Source organism: Nonomuraea sp. NPDC049649 (assembly GCF_040675175.1).
Classification (GTDB): Bacteria; Actinomycetota; Actinomycetes; order Streptosporangiales; family Streptosporangiaceae; genus Nonomuraea.
This window is the reverse complement of the sequence record NZ_JBFAOH010000043.1, coordinates 1-22,212: the sequence shown is the minus strand read 5'-3', so window position 1 is coordinate 22,212 and position 22,212 is coordinate 1. Positions and strand designations below refer to the sequence as shown.

18 protein-coding genes are annotated in these 22,212 nt (G+C 71.0%); 10 read left to right on the top strand and 8 right to left on the bottom strand.

Annotated elements, in window-relative coordinates:
- Window positions 1-7 precede the first annotated feature (7 nt).
- The 6 genes from AB0J42_RS32425 to eccCa form a co-directional block, all read right to left on the bottom strand.
- Window positions 8-379: a YbaB/EbfC family nucleoid-associated protein gene (locus AB0J42_RS32425; protein WP_364301252.1), complete on the bottom strand. Its 372-nt coding sequence runs from the start codon at window positions 377-379 to the stop codon at window positions 8-10.
- Entirely contained in the window at window positions 376-1,230 is an 855-nt protein-coding gene (locus tag AB0J42_RS32420; RefSeq protein ID WP_364301250.1) for a hypothetical protein, read from the bottom strand. Before AB0J42_RS32420 ends, AB0J42_RS32425 begins: the two co-directional genes overlap by 4 nt.
- Window positions 1,227-1,634, bottom strand: coding sequence for a hypothetical protein (locus AB0J42_RS32415; RefSeq protein WP_364301248.1), 408 nt, complete (start codon window positions 1,632-1,634; stop codon window positions 1,227-1,229). Before AB0J42_RS32415 ends, AB0J42_RS32420 begins: the two co-directional genes overlap by 4 nt.
- Window positions 1,635-1,741: 107 nt before the next feature.
- Window positions 1,742-2,869, bottom strand: a complete 1,128-nt coding sequence (locus AB0J42_RS32410) for a transglycosylase SLT domain-containing protein (RefSeq protein WP_364301246.1) — start codon at window positions 2,867-2,869, stop codon at window positions 1,742-1,744.
- Window positions 2,866-3,174, bottom strand: a complete 309-nt coding sequence (locus AB0J42_RS32405) for a hypothetical protein (RefSeq protein WP_364301244.1) — start codon at window positions 3,172-3,174, stop codon at window positions 2,866-2,868. Before AB0J42_RS32405 ends, AB0J42_RS32410 begins: the two co-directional genes overlap by 4 nt.
- Entirely contained in the window at window positions 3,171-7,157 is a 3,987-nt protein-coding gene (gene eccCa / locus AB0J42_RS32400; protein WP_364301242.1) for a type VII secretion protein EccCa, read from the bottom strand. The genes AB0J42_RS32405 and eccCa overlap by 4 nt, the downstream gene beginning before the upstream one ends.
- 136 nt (window positions 7,158-7,293) lie before the next feature.
- On the opposite strand from eccCa, the gene eccD reads away from it, so the two are divergent.
- From eccD to AB0J42_RS32360, 8 genes are all read left to right on the top strand, one after another.
- A complete protein-coding gene (eccD, locus tag AB0J42_RS32395) occupies window positions 7,294-8,766 on the top strand; it encodes a type VII secretion integral membrane protein EccD (RefSeq protein ID WP_364301240.1) in 1,473 nt (490 codons plus the stop codon).
- A 22-nt stretch (window positions 8,767-8,788) separates the two neighbouring features.
- Complete coding sequence (locus AB0J42_RS32390) at window positions 8,789-9,232, top strand: YbaB/EbfC family DNA-binding protein (protein WP_364301238.1); 444 nt, start codon at window positions 8,789-8,791, stop codon at window positions 9,230-9,232.
- 213 nt (window positions 9,233-9,445) lie between these two features.
- Window positions 9,446-9,793 carry a WXG100 family type VII secretion target gene (locus tag AB0J42_RS32385; RefSeq protein ID WP_364301236.1) on the top strand — a complete coding sequence of 116 codons (348 nt, stop codon included), beginning with the start codon at window positions 9,446-9,448 and terminating at the stop codon, window positions 9,791-9,793.
- A gap of 20 nt (window positions 9,794-9,813) precedes the next feature.
- Window positions 9,814-10,116: a WXG100 family type VII secretion target gene (locus AB0J42_RS32380; protein ID WP_364301234.1), complete on the top strand. Its 303-nt coding sequence runs from the start codon at window positions 9,814-9,816 to the stop codon at window positions 10,114-10,116.
- 79 nt (window positions 10,117-10,195) lie between these two features.
- On the top strand, window positions 10,196-10,588 hold the full coding sequence (locus AB0J42_RS32375) for a hypothetical protein (protein WP_364301232.1): 393 nt from the start codon (window positions 10,196-10,198) through the stop codon (window positions 10,586-10,588).
- A 7-nt stretch (window positions 10,589-10,595) separates the two neighbouring features.
- Window positions 10,596-11,921 carry a hypothetical protein gene (locus AB0J42_RS32370; protein ID WP_364301230.1) on the top strand — a complete coding sequence of 442 codons (1,326 nt, stop codon included), beginning with the start codon at window positions 10,596-10,598 and terminating at the stop codon, window positions 11,919-11,921.
- A 4-nt stretch (window positions 11,922-11,925) separates the two neighbouring features.
- Window positions 11,926-12,933, top strand: coding sequence for a hypothetical protein (locus tag AB0J42_RS32365; protein WP_364301228.1), 1,008 nt, complete (start codon window positions 11,926-11,928; stop codon window positions 12,931-12,933).
- Window positions 12,930-13,724: a hypothetical protein gene (locus AB0J42_RS32360; RefSeq protein ID WP_364301226.1), complete on the top strand. Its 795-nt coding sequence runs from the start codon at window positions 12,930-12,932 to the stop codon at window positions 13,722-13,724. The genes AB0J42_RS32365 and AB0J42_RS32360 overlap by 4 nt, the downstream gene beginning before the upstream one ends.
- Before the next feature lie 62 nt (window positions 13,725-13,786).
- Here the strand turns inward: AB0J42_RS32360 and eccB are convergent, their stop codons facing one another.
- On the bottom strand, window positions 13,787-15,220 hold the full coding sequence (gene eccB, locus AB0J42_RS32355) for a type VII secretion protein EccB (RefSeq protein WP_364301224.1): 1,434 nt from the start codon (window positions 15,218-15,220) through the stop codon (window positions 13,787-13,789).
- 96 nt (window positions 15,221-15,316) lie between these two features.
- Here eccB and AB0J42_RS32350 point away from each other — a divergent pair, with 96 nt between their 5' ends.
- Both AB0J42_RS32350 and AB0J42_RS32345 read left to right on the top strand, forming a co-directional pair.
- A complete protein-coding gene (locus AB0J42_RS32350; protein ID WP_364301222.1) occupies window positions 15,317-15,700 on the top strand; it encodes a hypothetical protein in 384 nt (127 codons plus the stop codon).
- Between the two features lie 5 nt (window positions 15,701-15,705).
- Complete coding sequence (locus tag AB0J42_RS32345) at window positions 15,706-17,031, top strand: hypothetical protein (protein ID WP_364301220.1); 1,326 nt, start codon at window positions 15,706-15,708, stop codon at window positions 17,029-17,031.
- A gap of 158 nt (window positions 17,032-17,189) precedes the next feature.
- Here AB0J42_RS32345 and AB0J42_RS32340 read toward each other — a convergent pair whose 3' ends face one another.
- Window positions 17,190-21,992, bottom strand: a complete 4,803-nt coding sequence (locus AB0J42_RS32340; protein ID WP_364301218.1) for an FtsK/SpoIIIE domain-containing protein — start codon at window positions 21,990-21,992, stop codon at window positions 17,190-17,192.
- Between the last annotated feature and the right edge of the window lie 220 nt (window positions 21,993-22,212).

Here is a 22,212-nt window from a genome sequence, read left to right as displayed (position 1 = left end):
CCACCGTTCATCCCTCCCGTATGACGCGCTCGACGTGGGCCGCCAGCGGATCGGCGGCGTCCCCGGACGTCTCGCCGGTGAGTTCCGTGAGCTGGTCGCCGAGCGCCGCGTGGGCCGCCCCGACGGCCTCCTTGACGGCCTCGGCCAGCTCGACGTGGTCCAGATCGCGCAGGCCCTTCGCGTCGATGTCCAGCTTGAGCAGCCGTCCGGCTCCGGAGATCCGGGCCCTGACCGTGCCGCCGGCGTCGGTGCCGTCGAACGTCTCCCGGGCCAGCTCGTCCAGCGTGCCGGAGAGCCCGGCCGTCCAGCCGTTCACCTCGCGCAGCAGGGCGGCGAGGTCGCCCTCCCCGCCTGATGCGAACCTGCCGATCTCGCTCATCCGGCCTCCGGCGCCGGCACCCACAGGTCGCCTGTCCGGCCCGGGTCCTCGATCGTGGACGACAGGCCCAGGTCGCGCGGCCCCAGGTCAGGGTCGCCGGACCGGTAGAAGGCGCCCCTGAGGTCGTTGAGCTTCAGCTCCAGCTTGTTGAGGTCGCCCTCGTACGAGTTGTAGACGTCGGCGAACTGCTTGACAAGGTTGCCCAGCGCGGTCGTGAAGACGCCGACCTGGGTCATGAGGGCGACCCGGCCGACGGGGTGCGCGCTCATGGCCGCCAGGGCCCGCAGGATCGGCGCCGAGCCCGCGTACAGCCCCAGGACGGACAGGTCGTACTCGAGGACCTCCTTGAACTGGTTGTGCATGGCGCCGCTCATCTCGTCGCCGACCTTGCCGAGCTGGTCGAACAGGCCGGTGACGTTGAACCGGACGTACTGGTTCAGCATCGAGGAGGCCTGGCCCTTCCAGTTCGGCGCCACGTCGTCGAAGTAGCCGCGCCAGACGTTCCACTTGCCGCCCTCCAGCGAGCCGGACATCTCCTTCCAGGTCTCGCGCCGGTCGTAGAAGAGGAAGGGGTTGCCCAGATTGGCCGTGGCCGCCACGTCCATGGCGAGCGCGGCCACGCCGAGCCCGGACAGCAGCATCGCGCCCCTGGTGGTCTGCCGGAGCGGGTTGAGCTGGGTGACCAGGCGCTTGAAGAAGCCGGGGTCGGTGCGGGTGACGGCGGGCGGCACCTGGACGGTCCTGGTGACCGTGCCGCGGTTGTCCGCCAGGTAGAGCGGCTGGGTGCCCTGCGGGGGCGTGGTCTGGCCGGGCACGACCAGCTTGGGCGGCTGGTTCGGGGGAGTCGTCATGAGGCGCTCTCCGCCTGCCGGTAGTTAGCGGCCGACCTGCCCACCTTCCCGGAGTCGGTCAGCAGGACGTCGCTCAGGATGCCCGCGCTGTCGTCCCAGGTGTCGGCGATTGCGTTGAAGCGGCCGGCGAACAGCAGGCCGACGGCGGGGACGCCGGCGAGCGGGACCAGGTTCCAGCCCTCGAACCGCGGGGTCCGCTGCCTGATGAGGCCCACGCCCTCCGCGGCCTCTGTCAATGTGCCGGCGAACCCGTCGATGTGGCTGATCGTGCTCTCGTAGCCGCTTGGGTCGGTGCCGCCGGTGGTGGCCGGGGGCGGCGCGGTCCGCAGCGCCTCTGGCAGGCAGACGGGCGGCGGGCACGCGGGGGTGTGCGGGCACGGGCTGGTCAGTGAATCGGTCGACACGCGATCTTTCTAGCACCCGAACACGCCGCGGAAACCGGCGTTCGCCCAGGTGAAGGCGAAAATGCGATCATCGTTCAGGTCCGCGTAACCGAGGATTTCCCTGAGGGTCAGTAGGGCTTGTAGCCGCCGCCGCGCTCCAGGGAGGCGATGCCGGGATGTCCGGCCAGGTCGCCGTACCGGCTGTAGGTGTAGAGCACCCCGGCGATGATGTTGTCCACCGGCTCCCGGATCTGGCCGTAGCCGGGCAGGTGATGGGCGTTGAACGTGGGCGGGATGGTCTGCATGAGCCCCTGGGACGGCACGCCGTTGCGGGCGTTGATGTCCCAGTTGTTGATCGCGTTGGGGTTGCCGCCGGACTCGTGGTGGATGATCGTCCAGATGCGCTGGACGTCCTGCGGGTCGTCGGGGTCGAGGTCGCTCACGTCCAGGCCGCGCTGGCGCATGATCGCGGCCATCTCCGGCGACTTGATGACGGTGAGCGCCTCTTTGATCCACTCGACCACCTGGGCCCGCGGCGCCGGGACGTTGCCGTACGAGGACGCCGCGCCGGCCCCGCCGCCGTAGAAGACGGCCCCCGGGTCGCCGCCCCCGGCGAACGTGGTCGGGTCGTAGCCGGTCGGTTCGAAGTACGCGGTGGGGGTGTAGCCGGGGACCTTGCGCCAGTCGGGCTCGCGCTTCTCGGTCAGGAAGTCGGCGCCGCCGGGCTGGCGGATGCCGCGGAAGAAACCGAAGCCCTCCTCGCCCAGCTGCGTCGTCAGCGTGGTCTTGGCCGTGGTCAGCGCCTCCTCGGCCTCGCCCACGGCCTCGCTGGCGTCGCCGACGGGGTCGCCGCCGAGCGTGCTCTTCACGTGCGCGTCGATCTCGGCCTGAGTGGCGTCGGCGTGCGAGCCCCGGTACTCGCCGTCGGCCGTCACGGCCGCGTCGTGCAGCTCCTCGACCGTGCCGTGGGCGGTCTCCAGCGCGGTGGCGAGGGTGTCGAGGGCCGTGGCGCAGGAGGAGAGCGCGGTCCGGAGATCGTTCCCGGCCGTCGGGTAGGCCTTCATGTAACGGGTGAAGGCGCCGGCGGACTCGCCCTCCCACGCCTTGCCGACCTCGTTCACCTTCCCGACCAGCAGGTCGGTGGCGGAGGAGACGTGCCCGCCGACCGTGCGCAGCCCGTCCGCCAGGTCCCTGATCGCCTGGGGGTTGCCGGCCAGCTTCTCCTTGAGCGTGGAGAGCTCCGACACGACGCTCATACGGCCGAGACCCCCTCGGCGCCGCGGAAGTTGCCCGTGACCTCGCCGAGCGCGCGCTCGACGTTGCCCAGGCGGTTACGCCCCGCGCCGAGGTCCTCCCGTACCGAGTCCCAGACCGCGTCGATCTTGCCGGCGACTCCTTCCGCGCCGTCCAGGTCACCGAAGATGGCGGAGTCGATGTCCTTGTCCGGCGCCTTCAGCTCGGTGCCGTGGAGCGCGTCGTCGACGTGGAGCATGTTCTTCACGCGGAGCACCTGTCCCGCGCACTCCTCGATCGCCTGCGTGTGCACGTCGATGAAGGTCACGGCTGCTCCTGTTCCAGGTAGGCGGTCTGGATGAGGCGCGAGCCGGTCCTCCGGTCGACGTAGAAGCCACGTCCCGCGGGCAGCGGCTGCGGCCGGACGTTGCCGAACAGCTGGCCTTCGTCCCGGTTGCCCGACATGATCAGCGCCGGGCTGGCCATCTCCTTGAGCCGCTGTACGGCCGGGTCGAACATGGCGCGGCCGGCGCCGCCGCTCTGCCGGGCCAGCACCAGGTGCAGCCCGATGTCGCGGGCCTGTGGCAGCAGGTCGGCCAGCGGCGCCAGCGGGTTGTTGGAGGTCGCCACGAGGTCGTAGTCGTCGACGACGATGTACAGGTCCGAGCCCTGCCACCAGCTCCGCGAGCGCAGCTGCTCGGGGGTGAGGTCGGCCGGCGGCAGCCGCTTGAGCAGGGCCGAGCGGGCGTCCCGGATCAGCTCGGCGGCGGCCGTGCTGGAGGCGGCGTAGCCGATGCGGTGGTCCGTCACGGCCGTGTCCAGCAGCGACCGCCGGTAGTCGATCACGATCATCATGGCCTCGCTCGGCGTCCTGCGCGCGACCACGCCCTCCATGATCAGCTTGAGCACGTTGGACTTGCCGCACTCGTTGTCGCCGAACACCGCGAAGTGCGGGTCGTTCTCGAAGTCGAGCATGACGGGGGAGAGCGAGTCCTCGTCGATGCCGATCGGGATCCGGCGCGGGCCCGTCCGCTCCAGCCCCGGCAGGTCGGCCGCGGGCAGCAGCGCCGGCAGCAGGCGCACGGGCGCCGCCTTCGGCCCCCGCCACGCCTGCTTCACGCTGTCCACCAGCGCGCGCATGCCCTCGGAGACGTCCTCGGCGCCGCGCTTGCCGTCCACCCGTGGCAGCGCCGCGAGGAAGTGCATGCCGTCCCTGGTCAGGCCGCGCCCCGGGGTGCCCTCCGGGACGGCGAGGGACGCCTTTCTGCTGATCTCCGACTCGTACGCGTCGCCCAGCTTGAACTCGATCCTGGTGCCGAACAGGTCCCTGATGCTCGGCCGGAACTCCGACCACTTGTTGGTCGAGGCCACCACATGGATGCCGTATCCGAGACCGCGGGCCGCCAGGTCGGTGATCACCGCTTCCAGGCTCTCGAACTCCTGCCTGACCGTCAGCCAGCCGTCGACGACCAGGAACACGTCTCCGAAGCCGTCGCTGTCGACGGAGCCCTCGGCGACCATCTTGCGGTAGGCGGCGATGGACTCGATGCCGCGCTCGGCGAAGCCCTGCTCGCGCTGGCGCAGGATCCCCGACACCTCGGCCACGGTCCTGCGCACCCGGTCGGTGTCCAGCCTGGTGGCCACGCCGCCGACGTGCGGCAGCGACTCCAGCGCGGCCAGGCCGCCGCCGCCGAAGTCGAGGCAGTAGAACTGCACCTCGCGCGGGGTGTGGGTGAGCGCCATGCCGGTGATCAGCGTGCGCAGCACGTTGCTCTTGCCGCTCTGCGGCCCGCCGGCCACGCCGACGTGCCCGGCCGCGCCGGACAGGTCCAGCCAGTACGGGTCGCGCCGCTGCTCGAACGGCTTGTCGATGATGCCGATGACGGCGTGCAGCGTCCCCCTGCCGTTCCAGCCGGGCGTGGACAGCCCGAGCTCCTGGGTCACCGTGAGCGGCGGCAGCAGGTGCGCCAGCGTGGGCGGCTCGCTGAGCGGGGGCAGCCAGATGGGGTGGGCGGCCGGGCCGTGCCCCTGCAGCCGCCCCACGATGACGTCGAGCAGGCTGGTCTGCGAGGAGCGCTCCTCCACCTCCGCCGCCGGGGCCTCCTCCTTGGGCTTCGGCGTGGCGGGGAGCGGCACGTACGCGGAGCCGTACTCGACGACCTGGCGCACGATCGTCTGGCCGTCGTCGGAGGCGGCGCGGCGGCCGTCCGGCTGGTAGGGGCCCGACACGTACGCGGCCTTGAAACGCGTCATGCCGGTGGTGTCGAACTTGAGGTAGCCGTTGCCCGGCGCGGACGGCAGCTCGTAGGCGTCGGCCACGCCCAGCACCACGCGGCTCTCCATCGCGGAGAACGTCCGCAGGCCGATCCGGTACGACAGGTGGGTGTCCAGTCCGCGCAGCCGCCCTTCCTCCAGCCGCTGCGAGGCCAGCAGCAGGTGCACGCCCAGGGAGCGGCCCAGCCGGCCGATCATGACGAACAGCTCGATGAACTCCGGCTTGGCCGACAGCAGCTCGCTGAACTCGTCCAGCACCACGAAGAGCGTCGGCAGCGGCGCCAGCTCGGCGCCCTGCTCCCTGGCCCGCTCGTAGTCGCGCAGCGAGGCGTAGTTGCCGGCCGCCCGCAGCAGTTCCTGGCGGCGCACCATCTCGCCGTGCAGCGCGTCGTACATCCGGTCGACCAGGGGGAGCTCGTCCTCCAGGTTGGTGATGACCGCCGAGACGTGGGAGAGCGAGTCGAGGCCGAGGAAGGTCGCGCCGCCCTTGAAGTCGACCAGGACGAAGTTCAGGATCTCGGACGAGTGCGTCATCGCCATGCCGAGCACCAGCGTGCGCAGCAGCTCCGACTTGCCGGAGCCGGTCGCCCCGATGACCAGCCCGTGCGGCCCCATGCCGCCCTGCGCGGACTCCTTGATGTCCAGCTCCACCACCCGGCCGTCGGCGCCGAGGCCGATCGGCACGCGCAGCCGGTTCCGTCCGGCCCGCGGCCGCCAGGAGACCGCCGGGTCCAGCAGCGCCGGGTCGCCGACGCCCAGCAGATCGGACAGCGTGGTGTTGGCCGTCAGCACGTCCTCGGCGTCGCCGCCGCCGGAGGCCGACGTGCGTAACGGCGCGAGCTGCCTGGCCAGGCCCTCGGCCCGCAGGTAGTCGAGCCGGTCGGGATCGCCGAGCCGGGTCCGGTGCTCCTTGCCGGCGTGGTCGAGCTTCACCATGTGGAACCCGTCCGCCCGGACGTCCAGCCGCAGCGTGCTCTTCTCCTCCACGTCGGCGGACGAGCCCGACAGGTCGATGACCGTGACGCCCTGGATGGCGTCGCTGCCCAGCTGCGAGTCCTGCGGCACGTGCCCGCCGTCCAGGATGAGCACGTGGTACGGGAGCGAGTCGGCCGCGGCGCCGGGCCGGAACCGGGCGCGTTCCTTGAGCTCGCCGCCGACCAGCCGGTCCAGCTCGCTCATGTTCTCGGTCATCAGCCGCACCTGCCCGGCCGCGTCCACCTCCTCGGGGTGCAGGGCGTGCGGCAGCCACTTGACCCACTCCCACTGCGGCATCCGGTCGGCCGCGGCGCACACCATGATCCGCATGTCGTCGGGGCAGTGGAACACGGTCAACTGGGCGATCATGGAGCGCACCAGGTCGCGCACGGCGCCCGGGTCTCCGTTGACGCGGATCCTGGCGAACGAGCCGAGCGCCACGGCGACCGGCAGTTCGGCGACCGTGGAGTGCGCCCTGATGAACCTGCGCAGCGCGCCGGCCGAGAGCGCGTCCAGGTCCTCGACGGGCTTGGAGTCCGGCGGGATGAGCTGGACGGCCAGCTTCTGCACGCCGGTGCCGAGCCGCACCGTGGCGAAGTCCTCGTCGCGCGGGCGCCGCTCCCACAGCCGGGGGCCCATGGCGATCCACCACAGCGCGTCGGGCTCGGGCCCGCTCCACTCCAGGGCCTCGCGTTGCTGCTTGGCCGCGCGGCGGGTCTTCTTGCGCACCTGGCCCAGGTAGCGGAAGTAGTCGCGGCGGGCGCCGTTGAGCTTGTGCTTGCGCTCGCCGGCCTGGCGCCCGATCTGGCCCAGCGTCATGCCGACCATGGATAACGCGAACAGGCCGCTCGCCACGTACATGATCGGGTTGGCGTTGCCGAAGGCGGTGAACATGAGGGCCATCGCCGCCGCGCCCGCCAGCATGGGCAGGTACGTGAGGACCATCATGAAGCCCTGCGGCTGGACCTCGGGAATCTCCGGAGGCGACTCGAGCAGCACCTCGCCGCGTGGCGGCTGCGGGCCGGGGCGGCGTTCCGGGCGGCGTACGACGACGATGCTCATCGAGACGTTCTTACCAGAAGAGACCCGATATGTTCTCTGTTGTCCATGACTACCGGTGGAGCGGAGAGTGACGTTGGGACAGATGGTTCAGGGCCCACCGCCCGGCCCGCCGACTCCCCCTCCCGGACCGCCGCCTATGCAGGGGCCGCCGCCCGGTTACCGGGGCCCCGGCGGGTTATCCGGGCCGCCCGGACCGCCCCGCGGGCCGATCCAGCAGGGCGCCCTGCCGCAGGTTCCGGTGCCGCTGCCGGCCCAGTGCCACGTGACGATCGTCGGCCCGCGGCGCAAGGCCGACCTGGCGCTGCCCGCCGACATCCCGCTGCCGAACGTGCTGCCCAGCCTGCTGCGCGCGCTGGGCGAGGTGGGCGGTGACTCCGCCGCCGCCCCCGGCTGGACCCTGCAGCGGCTCGGCGGCGCACCGCTCGACCTGGGGCAGAGCCTGGGCACCCTGGGCGTGCTCGACGGTGAGATCCTCTACCTCCGGCCGCGGGAGGCGATCCTGCCGCCCGCCCTGTACGACGACGTGGCGGACCTGGTCGCCACCGGGGTGCGCGAGGGCCGCGGCGCCTGGACGGCCAAGCAGACCAGAATCACCGGCGCCGGCGGCGCGACCGCCCTGCTCGTCCTGGGCGCGGCCGGGCTGGCGATGTCCGGCATGCCCGCGCTGACCGTCGCCATCGTGGCCGGGCTGCTGGCACTGCTGCTGATCGTCACCGGCACCCTGCTGTCGCGGGCGGTCGGGGACTCCATGTCCGGGGCGCTGATCGGGCACGCGGCGCTGCCGTACGGGTTCGTCGCCGGCCTGTTCGCGCCCGGGACCTCCGCCGGGATCGGCGTCCCGCACCTGCTGGCGGCGCTGGCCTGCCTGGCCCTGGTGGCCGCGGTGGCCGGCGCGCTGATCGGCGACGGCGTGCCCGGCTTCCTCGGCACGGCCGGGGCGGCCACCGTGGGCGGGATCTGCTCGGCCGTCATCATGGTGTGGTCGCCGCCGCCCGCCGGGGTCGCCGCCCTGGCCGTCGCGCTGCTGCTGGCGCTCAGCCCGCTGGTGCCCACGCTGTCGTTCCGGCTGGCCAAGGTGCCGCTGCCCGCCATGCCGACCACCGCCGAGGAACTGCGCAACGACAACCAGCGCCTGGACGCCCCGGCCATCCAGGAACGCACCCGGGTCGCCCAGGGCTACGCCACCGGAATGATCGCCGCGATCGCGCTCAGCTCGCTGGCCGCCCTGCTGCTGCTGGTGCTCGCCGACGGCTGGGTCGCCACCGCCATGACGGTGTCGCTGTCGCTCACGCTCATCATGCGGGCCCGGATCTTCCACGGGCTCGGCCAGCGCCTCTGGCTGATCGGCACCGGCCTGGCAGGCCCGGCCATGCTGGCGATCTCGATGGCCGGCGAGGGCGGGATCGTCGGCTCGGTGGCCCTGGCCACCGGGATCCTCTGGCTCGCACTGATGACGGTGGGCATCGGGGTCTGGCTCGCGACGGGGAAGCCGTCGCCGTTCTGGGGGCGCGCCGCCGACATCCTCGACATGGCGCTGATCGTCCAGCTCTTCCCGCTCGCGCTGGGCGTCCTGGAGGTCTACACGTGGGTGCGCGGGCTGTCCGGCTGAACTCGTACGGGAGGTTGAGGGGATGCAGGGCTTCGGCGACTTCGCCAACATCGACATCGACAAGCTGCTCAGCGGCATGGACGACCAGTTCGCCCGTCTGGAGGAGTTCCAGCGGGTTGTGGGCGACTGCGTGGGCCGGGCCGAGGACGAGGACGGCTTCGTCGTCGTGGAGTACGGCCAGACCGGCGTGCGCGAGCTGACCCTGCACCCCAAGGCCATGCGGCTCAGTTCGGGCGAGCTGGCCGACCTGATCAAACAGGTGCTGGCCGAGGCGACGGACGACTTCCAGCGCAGGCTCACCGAGATGGCCGGCGAGGTGTTCGGCGAGAAGGACAACCCCCTGAAGGCCGCCGAGAACCAGGACGCCATGATCGACGAGATCAAGCGGGTGGAGAAGGTCTACGACCAGGCGTTCAACGACGTCATGGGGGAGCTCGACCGCATCCGCCGGCGGTATCAGCTCTGACTGAGGCCACCACATCGAACCCGCGGCCGGTGTCAGTTCACCCGGCTCCGCGGCCGGAGCGGTCCCCGAAGCGTCGCTACAGTGCGACAAATCCGTTATCTGAGATTAGTGGGAATCTTGGGGCCGATGTTGACTAGCATGCTTTTTGATGTTGTTCGCGGGGGGTCAGACCGTATCTCTGGTTGATCGTCCGCTGAGGACTTGGAGGGTCCAGTGAGCTTGTACGGGGCGAGTCCGACCCAGCTGACCACCGCGGCAGGCTACTGCCAGGACACCGCGCAGTACATCGAGGGCATGCGGCAGCGGGTCGAGCAGATCAAGGCCGACCTCACCACCCAGGGCTGGAAGGGCGGCGCGGCGCAGAAGTTCGCCACGGCCCTCACCCAGTGGGACACCGAGTTCAAGGGGGTCATCAAGATCCTCGAAGACATCTACGACCGCCTGAACATCGGCGCCGGCGTCTACCGCAACGCCGCCGACCAGAACATGGACATCGCCGGCGGCTTCGTCGGCGCGGGTGAGGCCGGGCGCATCGACTCCCTCATCAACGCCAACCGCTGAGCAGATTCGGAGGGAACGCCATGACGGCTGACGACTACACGTATGTCCGATTCGGCTCGATGGAGCATGCCTACGAGGAGCTCAAAAAGATCGTCACCGAGCTCGACCGGGCCACCGACGACCTCTACCAGGACATCAAGCGCGAACTCGGGTCCAGCTGGGAAGGCGAGGCCGAGAAGTTCTTCGAGACCAAGCGGCAGCAGTGGAACGCCCACGAGAAGGCGATGGGCCAGCAGCTGTTCCAGGCCGCGTCGGCGGTGAACGTCGCCAAGGGCAACTACCAGGAAGCCGAGCGGCGCAACATCAGCATCTGGACTGACTAGTCGATTCGTACCACCTCTCGGTCATCGTACGGTCGGCGGTGGCCGAGAGTCTTGCTGCTAGGGAAAGGCATGACGGAGCATGGGTGTCCCGCCTGGGGATGAAGTTGACCTTCCGATCGATTCCGGCCTCTTCGACGAGCGAGAGAACTCGCCGTCCGACATCCGGGCCATCGCTGAGGAACTGAGGATCAACCTCGAAGCCATGCTGGGCAACGGCGGGCGGCCCAATGGCAACGTCAACCAGATCTCGACCGCCAGCGAGCCCACGGACAGCGACATCCCGCTGACCACCACCCACATCGGCAGCTGGCCCGACGCGTCCGCCCTCGCGGAGACGGTCGGCTCGCACAACGCGGGCAAGAAGTTCGCCGAGGTCTACCAGAAGTTCATCGACGCGTACACCAGCGTGGTCGAGGCGGTCGAGGCCAGTGCCGACAACCACGACGGCGCACGCGTAGCCAACGAGGGGTGAACGCCAGGTGAGTAAGCGGGAAACGGTCGTCATCCCCTCCTACACCAAGGCGCCGTCGGGTGAGAAGCCGACAGCGTCCTACGAGCAGATCAACAGCTGGCTGAGCAACACCGACCCGGGTTACATCAGGGGCTCCGGCCAGACGTATACGTTCGCCTCCGGCAAGGTGAATCAGGCCGTCAGCGCACTGGAGACGCACGCCGCCAGGATCTCCCAGATCTGGAAGGGGCCGGACGCGGCCAAGGCCCGCGAAGCGCTGCTGCTGTTGCACGCCACCGGCCTCGAACTGGCCGACAAGATGCAGAAGATGGGCAGCGCGCTGACCAAGTACGCCGACGACCTCACGACGGCCAAGGAGGAAGCCCAGAAGACGCCGATCTGGACATCAGGGTCCGGGAACCACACGGCCTACGGTTCCGGGCACAGCTGGAACTTGATCGACAGTCCCAGGGACAAGGCGGCACAGGAAGCGCTGCACAAGCTCAACACCGAGATCGTCTCGATCTACAACTTCGAAGTTCCGCAGTACATCATGTACGAGCTCCCGACGGTCAGCCTTCCCGGAGGCTCCGGCGGTTACGGCGATCCGGGATACCCGACGGGCTCCGGCGGCAGAGGCCCCACCTTCGGTTCGCTGGGGAGCGATCCCACGGGCGGCGGCGGCACGACCCAGGGAGGACCGACCTCGGGCGGCACGACTCCGGGCATCACGTACCCCGGCGGGACGAATCCGGGCGGTACGAATCCGGACGGAACGAACCCCGGCGCGACGGACCCGGGCGGGACGAACCCAGGAGGCTCCGACCCAGACGGCTCTTCCGATCCCAACCCGGACGGCTCCACCCCCCCGGGCGCTCAGGACCCGGCCTCGCCCGAATTCCAGGACCCGGGCCAGAACACGCAGCCCGACGACGGCACCACACCGCCGGTGATCGGAGGGGAAGACCAGACCACCACCGACGGCAGGAACCCGGTGGACCCGCGCCGGACGGACTTGGCGTTCACCCCGCCGCCCAACACCGTCACCCCCACGACCTTCACCCCGACGACCCCCACGGTGAACCCGCCCGGCGTGCTCACCCCGATCGGCTCGTCCCCCGGCACCCCCTCGGTGATCGGCTCACCGGGAGTCGGCGGCCCCGGTCAGGTCTCGATGCTGGCCGGCGGGCGCGGCGCCCCGGGAATGGCGGGCGGCATGCCGATGATGCCGATGATGGGCGGCGGCGCGGGCGGCGGAGGCGGCCACAGCGACCTCGAGCGCACCACGTACCTCTCGGAAGACCCCAACTGCTGGACGACCGCCCATGACACGACGGACCCCGTGATCGGATGAGCTGATGGGCGACAACTGGCCTTCCTTCCCCTCGTTCGGCCCCGACGGCAAGCCGTCGTCGAACATCTCCTTCACCAAGGGGGGACTTGACCGCGTCAGCGGGCAAATTCAGGGCAACGTTGGCCTTTTTCAGAATCTCGAAGGGAAAGCGGACACGTTGAGCGTGCCGTGGCCCCACTTCGGGGTACTCGGCTTCGGCGTCCACAGCGCGCACGAATCGGCGATCGACTCCCAGCGCAAGGTGCTGGAGCGCGCCAAGACAGCGCTGGCCAGCTGGGAAGGCGCGCTCAAGTCGGCCGACGAGAACTACCGCAAGGCCGACGACGACAGCGGAGGGCCGCCAGGCGGCAAGGGTGGGCTGCCCGATGGGCTCGGCGACATGCCAGGCCTTGGGGGTCCGCAGATGCCCGGCACCGGTCTGCCCACAACAGACCTGCCCAAGACAGATTTGCCGGGAACGAAGCTGCCCGGCACAGATCTTCCTGGAACGGATGTTCCCGGTACTGACCTTCCCGGCACCGATCTCCCGGGCAGCGACCTGCCCGGGACGAATCCGCCCGGGGTGGATCTGCCGGGCACCGGTCTTCCTGGCACTGATCTGCCGCAGCAGAACTTGCCGAGCACCGACCCGGTGAACACCCGAGTTCCCGACCTCGACGCCGCACTGAATCCGAACAAGACCGATCTGTCGTCCTACAACCCCACCACGCCGAATATGGCGTCCGCCGATCCGTCGGTCACCGGCCTCAACACCCGCACCGGGAATCCCATCTCCGGTGTGCCCGGCACCGGTGGAGGCAACGGCCTCGCCCCCGGCGCCGCGGCCGGACTCCGCGGCGGAGCGGGCGGGCCCGGCATGCCGATGATGCCCATGATGCCGATGGGTGGCGCGGGCGCGGGCAACAACGAGGAACGCGACCGCGACAAGACCGTCGGGCTGTCCGAGGACGAGGGCGTCTGGGGCGGCGACGAGGACATCGCGCCTCAGGTGATCGGGCAGGAGGAGCTGTGAGCAAGAACGCCTTCGCCGCCGCTGCCTCCATGTCGACTGCGGCCGCGTTCATGATCGCCCAACCTTGGGCGTTCTACGTCGCCATCGCGATCGGCACCCTGGTGTCCAACCCCGATGGCATGGCGGACTCCGCCAAGAACTGGCGTACCCGTGATGAGGATGGGGTGACCGAGGAGCTCGACCAGCTGTTACGAGAGCTGAATTTGCTCAAGGAGCGGCTGGAGAAAGAGGCCACCTGGGAAGGGGGCGCTTTCCAGTCATTCGAGCAGGTCCACAGCAACTTCGTAGCATCGATCGGGGATCTCAAAGAGATCCGGAACGAGACCGGCAGTTCCGTCTCCTCGACGGCCGAGTTTCTCAAAATCGTCTCCTGGGTCGTATTCGGCATCGCGGCTGTCATGTTCGCCTGGGGTGTCTTCTGCTTCGCGACCCGCTGGCATCCGGTCGCCGCCGTGACCGTGTACGGCCTGAGCGCTGCTCTGGGCAAGGCCATTCTCGCGGCCCTCAGAAAAATCCTCGCGAACAACGTCAGGGCGATGGGCATCCTTGCCCTGGTCATGACGGGGGTCGTGGCCTACACCCACACCACTGCCCGGATGTTCCCGACCCTCGACCCCGTCCCGAGGGACACGTCGATGAAGGGTGACCCCACGGACCCGTCGAGCATGAAGATGCCGTTCATGAACGTCGGCATGGAGTACGACGAAAGGTCAGGCACGCTCACACCGGCGGAGGGCGAAAGCCCCACGAAGCCGGACGGCTCGACGGAGTCAGAGGGCTCCAGTCAGTAGGACGGCTCGACGAACTCCGGAGGGGCGGCGACCCCGGTCTAAGAGCTGGACGAGCCAGAAGCTCACTGACCGGCCTGCCGCTGGATCGGCTGCACCTCCTGCACCGGCGTCCGGGCCGCCGCCGGGTCCAGCACCGGACCGTCGGGGATCAGCCGCAGCAGGTGGGCGGGGACCGGCGCGACGTCCTCCGCGTCGTACCCGAGCTTGCTCACCAGATCCGCCGAGGTCAGCTGGAACCGCTTGCCCTGGTCGGTGACGAGCCAGTACTGGTTCACCGAGGACAACTGGCCTTCACCCGGCAGGACTCCCGCCAGCACCGCGCCGCCCGGCGGCAGCAGCACCTGGTCGACCTTGTCCCCGCCGGCGCTCGCCCCCGGCGTCGGGATGCCGATCCGGCTGCCCGTGGTCAGCACGGCCTTGGCAGAGCCCCTGACGGTGTCCGCGTACACCGCGCAGAGCGGCGCCGACATTCCGGGCGAGCGGAAGCTCGGCATGGTGGCCGGGAGCCCGCTGTCGAGCAGGCGCCGCGCGGAGGCCTTGGCGGCGTTGGCGGTCGCCGCGTCGATCGCCGTCTCCCGCACCGGCCGCTTGCCGTAGGCGGCCTTGCTGGCCGGGTCCAGGAGCAGCAGCATCGCCTGCGTGTGGTCGATCGGGGCGAGACCGTCGGCGAGCAGCACGTACCACCGCTCGGCCGCACCCGCCACCGACTCCACCTTGTACACCTGCCCGACCCGCGACGCCCTGCCGTCCGGCCCCTTCACCCTCTTCCCACGCTGCGCGATCTTGGGCGCGACGAAGTCCACGCCCGCCGGGATGGCGTTGATCCACGCGGCGGGGACACGGCGCGGCGTCTGGTCGGTGAGCCGGTTCACGTTCGCCACCCGCATGCGCTGGTTGGCCCAGAGCACCCAGTTCTGCTGTCCGTCGCTGACGACCAGCGCCTCGTCGCCCACGGGCGTCCCGCCGAGCTCGGTTCCGGCCACGAGCGTCACGAACGGCCTGCGCACTCCAGCCGCGTCGGCCCCCTCCACGACGCACACCGACCACGGGCTTTTGACCAGTCGTTCCTTGTCGGGCAGCGAGTTCGGCGCCCCCTGGATGCCGACCTCCTGCCCGCGGGCGAAGCCGGCCAGCGACGCGGCCGACACCGCCCTGACGTTGACGTCGTCGCTGTCGAGCAGCAGCCGTGCGGAGACGTAGTTGGCCACCGGCTGCAGCCTGCCGGTCTGCTGGTTGTAGACGTAGGAGGCGCCGGTCTCCTCTTCGACCAGCAACTGCCCGGGGTCGGTCAGCTTGGTGGCGTTCCCTGGGCTCAGCAGCCCCCAGATCCCGAACGCGGCCGTGACCAGGACGGCCACCAGGATCCCCGCGAACGTCGCCACGGTCTGCCGGCGCATCGGCGACTCGGGGAGGTCCGGCTCGCCCCGCATCAGCGCCAGACCCAGGCGCTGAGTCATGAGACGGTGCGCCTGGTAAAGATCCTTCTGGGTCTGCATAGCGCCACATGTTACGCAAGTTGACTATGTGTCTTCTGTGCGGCAAAGGAACTCTTCGACTAAAGTGCTTGATCGAGTACCGAACGGGGAGGTTTCGTGACGCTAACGCGACCGCCTGAGGACTGGCCGGGGCTGGACCCCGAGGACGACGGCGTCGAGTATGACGCCGAGAAGATCGCGGCCATCGCCAAGGAGCTACGCGAGATCATGAAGCCCATCGGCGGTGGTGGTTACGGCACGCGCTCGGGCTCGATTCAGGACCTGAGCGTGAACGGCACGCTCTCGCTGGTGACCACGCAGTTGAAGACCGTCGATCGCTGGGAAGGCGGCGAGGAGTTCGCCACCACGCTGGAGTCCGCGGAACGGGCGTTCCTCGACGTCTACGAGGACGTTCTGGAGAACTTCTCCACCGCGATCACCTTGGTGGAAGAGGGGGCAGGCACCTACCGGGTGACGAACATAGCCAATCTAGGGGCCTGATCCGGATGGGTGACACCGAATTCAAGCAGCACGTCATCAAGAACACATGCAGTGTTTATGGTGCGGATACCGAGAATCGCAACGTCGCCGAGGTCGTGAACCTCATCCAAGGTCTCGATTCTCAGACCATCAGCAAGGCGGCGACATGCTACAAAGACGCTTCGGATGCGGTCGAGACGGCCAGGGAGGCCATCAGGAAAGAAGCCGTGAAGCTCGCCGAAGTGTGGGGCGGCGAAGCCGCGGTAGAAGCCCAGACAGCGCTCGGCATCTTGTACCAGACGATGGGCGAGCTGTCCGAGAAGCTCAAGAAGATGCATTCGCCCATTGACAACCTGGCCACTGTGGTGACCAGGCATCAGGCATTCGTCAACGATCCGGTGAAGGGCATCATGTCGACCTGGGTCCCGCAGGGCGGCTTATTGGGTGGTACCTGGAATGACAGTATCCCGGACTTCTATGCCACCTACACCGGCTATCACAACGGCGACAACGCCACGGGCAAATGGGGATCGCCGAACCACCACGCTGGTCAGCACCTGCTCATCTTCACCAGTGACCTCGACAGCGTGTACAGAGACATCCCAGAGTCCATCCAGACCGGTTTGCGTAAAATCAGCCCTCCAAAGCCCCCAGCGGAAGAGCCGACGCAGATCCCGTACCCTTCCGGTACCACCGGCAACACCGGAGGTTACACGTTTCCCTCTAACGGCGGAGCCGACTTGAGCGGGGGCAGAAACAGTGTAGGCGCCGTCAACGGTCCAGACCTCGGCGCGTACGACCCGAGCACCGGTTTCGCCCGCACCCCTGGCGTGGACCCGAACGGCAGCTACCCACCCGGAACCACGGTGCCGCCGGGAAGCACCACCCCGGTGGGCTCCACCAACCCCTCCGGCACGGACGTCCCCACTTACCCTGGCGCGGGCACCCCGCCGTCGGTCGGTGACACTCCCGGCCTGAACCGCGATCCGTCGGGGGACGGGGCCGGCTCCACCACCAGCCTGGCGGACTACAAGCCGACCACCCCCGGAATCACGTCACCGACGTCGACCACTTCCGGCTACAACGCCCCCACTCACCCGACGACGCCCGGCACGTACGGGACCTACGGCGGCACCGGCACGGGCGGCGGAGTCGTCCCTGGCCAGCCCACCAGCCTCAGCACCCGCGCCGGCACCGGTGTCGGCGGCGGCATGCCCTTCCTCCCGATGAGCGGCGCGGGCGGCGCGGGCGGCGGCGGTGAGTCGAAGGACCGTGAGTCGACGACCTGGCTGCACGAGGACGACGACGTCTGGGGCGACGACACCGGCTCGGTCAGCAGCAGGATCGGCTGACGCCGCCCGGAGCCACCTGTCGACTTGCCGCACCCGCTGACTCCGCTCGGCCTCACCCGCCGGGCGCTAGGGCTGACGCCGCCCGGCTTCACGCGTCTGGCTGGGTCAGGCTGACGCTGTCCGGCTTTGCTTGCCGGGTTGGGCCTGGCTCTATCCGCTTACCCCAGGCTGGGGAGGGCGGTCTGGATGGGGGTGATGTTTCCGGTGGTCACGAGGAAGCCCCGGCCTGGCGGGCCTCCTGCTGTGCCGCGCGGCAGGCGGATGGAGAACAGGTCGCCGTCGGCCTGGCCCTGCACCGCGAGCAGTACCCCCGTACGGGACTTGCGGGTCTCCGCGACGAACCCGCGGTAGGCGACGGCCAGGTCCCCGGTCGTCCCGGCGATGAGCAGCCCGTGGTCGCCGTCCCGGCCGGAACGCAGCACCTCCTCCAGTGCGGTCCCGAGCGGCGAGTCGGGGTTGACCAGCTCGGCGTCGTCCACCAGCACCACGTACTGGCTCAGGTCGGCGACCAGTTCGGCGAGGTCGGTCGCGTCACCGCCGAGCACCGCCAGCGCCCCGTCCAGCTCCCGCAGCGGACTGCGCCGCGGGGCCACGGCGATCACCGGGGTGCCCCGCGACATCAGGGACCGGGCCGCCGTCATCAGCGCGGACGAGCGGCCGGAACGGGAGGGACCGGCGATCACCGCGCCCGGCCCGTGCGCCAGCAGGTCGAGCCCCAGCGGCGCGAGCGCGTCGCCGCCCGCCCCCACCAGCGCCCAGAGCGGCGACGGCGGGCTGAACGACGGGTCGAGGGCGAGCGCCTCCGCCGCCGTGACCCGCATCGGCAGCGCATCCACCCGCAGCGGCTTCTCACCGACCTCACGCCACAGCCCGCCGCCCGCACCGCTCCGATCGCCGCCCGCCATCCGCTCGGCGGCGGTACGGGCGAGCGCCTGCAACGCGGCAACCTGGGCGGGACCGGCGGGATCGGAGGCGAGCAGCGCGATGTGGTGCTCGACGATGCCGTGGTCGCCGAGAGACAGCGCACGGCCGGGCGGAATCGACGAAGGCAGCCCCTTGACCGGGAAACCGGCCAGCCCGTAGTCGGCCGGATCGGACAGGCGCAGCAGCAGCCGGTCCTCGAAGATCGTGGACACCTGCCCCAGCAGCCCCGACCGGTCGCTGGTGATGACCGCCCGCAACCCCACGGCCGGGCCCTCCCGCAGGAGCTGGAGCAGCGCCTCGATGAGCCGCCCGTAGTCGTAGCCCTCGAACGCGGCCACGAACCCCTCCCAGCGGTCGAGCATGAACACCAGCCAGGGAAGCCGGTGACCCGCCTGCCGGTATTCGGCCAGGGACGCGTGCCCGGCCTCGGCGAGCAGCTGCTGACGCCGGCCGACCTCGGCCCGGAGCCTGGTGAGCAGGCGCTCCACCCGGTCGAGCTGGTCACGGGTCACCACCGCCCCGCAGTGGGGCATCGCCACGAGCGGGAGCAGCGCCCCCGACCCGCAGTCGATCGCGTGGACGTGCGCGTCGGCGGGGGAGACGTGCGCCGCAATGGACCCGGCGATGGTCCGCAGCGCCGTCGACCGGCCGCTGCGCGCGGCACCCGCGATCAGCAGGTGCCCTCCGTGAGCCAGGTCGAGCGTCAGCGGCCGCCGGTCCTGCGCCCACGGCCGGTCGGTGATCCCGAACGGCACCGGCGCCACCTCGCCGAATTCCTCCTCGGCAGGCCCCTTCACCAGGGCAGGACCGGCCTCACCACGGAACGGAACCCCCGAAGCTCGAAGTGGCGGCACTCCGGGCACAGCACCGGCGCCCGAGTCCGGTGAGGACGACCCGGCGGAGGCGGTGTCGGGCAGAGGCAGGACGAGGTGGCTGGGCAGCGGGTCGAGCCAGGGGCTGGGCTGGGCGGGCACACCGGCCAGCCGGGCCGCCTCGATCAGCGCGTCCGTCACCAGCGTGAGGTCCGTGACCTCCGCGTCCTCCTCCGGCTCCGGCGGCCGGGGCAGCGGCCGCCCCACCTCGCGCCATCCGACGTCGATGACCCGGACGCTCGCGGCCCGCTTGTCGTGCGGGCCGGCCGCCGCCGGGGCCCGCCCGCCGACCCGGGCCGTCTGCACCGCCGACGCCGCCCCCATCCCCGAGCGCACATAGCAGCGCCCGGGAGTGTTCTTCGAGATGTGGGCGGCGTCGGGCAGGTCGATGACGTCCGAGGACTCGGCGGGCTCGGTCACCCGCAGCGCGATCCGGAGCGAGGTGTTGGCCTGGATGTCGGCCGTGACCACGCCCGCCGGCCGCTGGGTGGCCAGGATCAGGTGGATGCCCAGTGAGCGCCCCCGCCGGGCGATGTCGACCAGGCCCGCGACGAACTCGGGCAGCTCGGCCACCAGCGCCGCGAACTCGTCGATGATGAGCACCAGCCGGGGCATCGGCTCGGCCCCCGCGTAGTCCTCGATGTCCTTGGCCCCGGCGGCGAGCAGGAGACGTTCGCGGCGGCGGATCTCGGCCGCCAGCGAGTCGAGGGCGCGCTGCGTGAGGTGGCCGTCGAGGTCGCTGACCATGCCGACGGTGTGCGGCAGGCGGGTGCATTCCTTGAAGGCGGCGCCGCCCTTGTAGTCGATCAGCACGAACGTGAGCTGGTCGGGCCGGTTGGCGACGGCCAGCGCGCAGATGAGCGTCTGCAGCAGCTCGGACTTGCCCGCGCCGGTGGTGCCCGCGATCAGCGCGTGCGGGCCGTCCACCCGCAGGTCGACGGCGAACGGGCCGTCGGCGTCCATGCCGATGACCGCCTCGGTCGAGCCCCGGTCGCGCCAGCGGGCGGCCAGCTCGCGGCCGGTGGCGGAGCGCAGGCCCAGCAGGTCGAGCAGGCGCACCGAGTCGGGCAGGGCGCCCTCCGAGTCCTGCCTGCTGACGTCGCGGATGGGGGAGAGCGCCCGGGCCAGGCGGTCGCACCAGGACGGCGGCACCAGGTCGGCCAGCACGGGGCCGATGACGTCGAGCCCGCCGCCGCGCAGCACCACCTGGTCGCCGTCGCCGCAGTCGGCGACCGTGGCGCACTCCTCGGGCAGCAGCCGCTGGTCCTCGTCGAGCGCCAGCGTGTAGACGCCCGCCCGGGGCCCCTGGCGCAGCACCTGCGGCATGCCCGGCACGCCGCGCAGCGCCTGGGCCCCGTCGACGATGACCAGCACGTCGTACGGGCGGGTGTCGAACGCGGCGAAGGCCGGGGGCTCCGGCCCGCCCAGGTCGTCCCAGCCGGTCGGGACCTTGCCGAGCTCGGGGATCGCGGTGTTCTGGCGTTCGTCGATGAGGGCGACGAGCTCGGCGACCCGCTTGGCCGCCGACTCCGGGTCGGCGCCGATCAGCGCCAGGCACTCCTCGCCGCCGCGCGGCGCGCAGTGGGGCAGCCAGCGCGCCCAGCCCCAGCGGCGCTCGCCGTCGGGGTGCGCGGAGAGGATCACGATGGCCAGGTCGCGCGGGCTGTGCAGGGTCGCCGCCTGGCCGACGAGCCATCCGGCCAGGCCGGTGGCGGCGTCGCGGGGGCCGGTGACGCCCGCGACGCCGAGCCTGCGCATCGGCAGCGAGACCGGCACGGCCCGGCAGAGCGGCGGGTCGATCGCCCCGCCCTGCTCCTCGCTCAGCTCCAGGTCGGCGGGCAGGTCGGCGAGCCCGACCCGCAGCTTGAGCGCGTCGTCGTCGTGGATCCGGCGCTCCCACAGCCGCCGGCGCGGGCCGATGGCGGTCAGCAGCACCTGGGCCGGGTCGGGGGAGTCGGACCGGCGCCGCCGCTCGTCGGCGGCCCTGGCCGCCTCCACCTCCTCGTCGTAGGCGGCGAGCTGCGCGCGGTACTCCTTCATGGCCTTGCGGTGCTGCTTCTTGCCGTGGCGGCGGTCGCTCCACCACTGGCCGATCATGATGACCGGCGTCATCAGCGCGAACAGCAGGAAGTACCACTGGTCGAGCACGTACGCGAGCGTGACCCCGACGACGGCGGGCAGGAACGCGGCCAGCAGCTGCAGCCGCATGCCCTCCGCCCGGGTCGGCTCCTTGGGCTTCTTGAACGTACGACGCACATCGGGACGGCGCAGCCGGGGCGGCCGGTTGTAGGCGACGCCGCCCTCCAGCCGGGGCGTCAGGTGGGCGTCTCGCGGCTCGACGGCGGTCAGCGTGAACAGCGAGGAGCCGCAGGAGAGCAGCGTGTCGCCGGGCCACTCGACGGCCTCTCCCAGCGGCTCGGAGCCCAGCTCGGGCGGCGGCAGGCCGGCCTCGGCGGCGAACTCGGCGGCCTCCCGCTCCGCCACCCGGGCGGACATCTCGGCGACCTCGTCGGCCCAGCGGCCCTTGAGCCTGAGCCGCGCCTGCTCGGGGGCGGCGCGCAGGGCCCGCTCCACCGTGATGGCGTCGGGGGTCACGCGGACGACGACGGCCTCGGGCGCGAGCGCGGGGTCGGCCACGGCGATCGCGCACCTGGGGTCGGAGCCGATGACGTGCGCGCCCAGGCCGAGCCGGTGCACCGCCCCGGCGGCCGGGCCGCCGACCACGCGGACCTCGGCCACGCCCGCGGGCTCCTCCACGATCGTGGTACGGGCGAGCCGCGCGTCGAGGGTGACCTTGTCGCCGTCGCGCAGCACGGCACGGGCGGGGGCGCGCGGGTCGAGAGGCCGGCCGTTGTGCCAGAGGAAGGCGGCCTCGGCGGGCGGGGCGGGCCGGTGGCCCATGTCGTGGGCGGGACGCCGCTGGCCGGGCACGCCGCGCAGGCCGGTGCCGCGCAGCGGGGACGGGTGGGGGGCGGAGGGCGCCCGGTGGGCCGGGTCGGGGGACATGCCGTAGGGCGCCCGGGCCCGGGGCAGGCGGACGACGGGGGCGAGCGGCCCCAGATCGCCGAGGGCGGCGCTCACCGTGGCCACGGTGGCGTCGTCGTCACCGTTGATCACGACGTCACGATCGCCCTGCTCGCCGAGCACGGTGAGCATGATCCGCATGGGTCGTCTCCTCGGTCGGATTCGGGCGCCAACGTAACGCCCGGAGCGAGGTTAGACCCGCGGGTTGACGGCAAAGGCATGGATTCCCGTCCCTGTGGACAACCATCGCCGTCGCTGGAGCATGGCCAAGGCCGATGCGTTCTCGACTGGTGAGACGGCCCCACCCCTGGCCCGGGCAGGCGGAAGAGGGCACCCCGCTGGAGAGATGACAAACGCGACC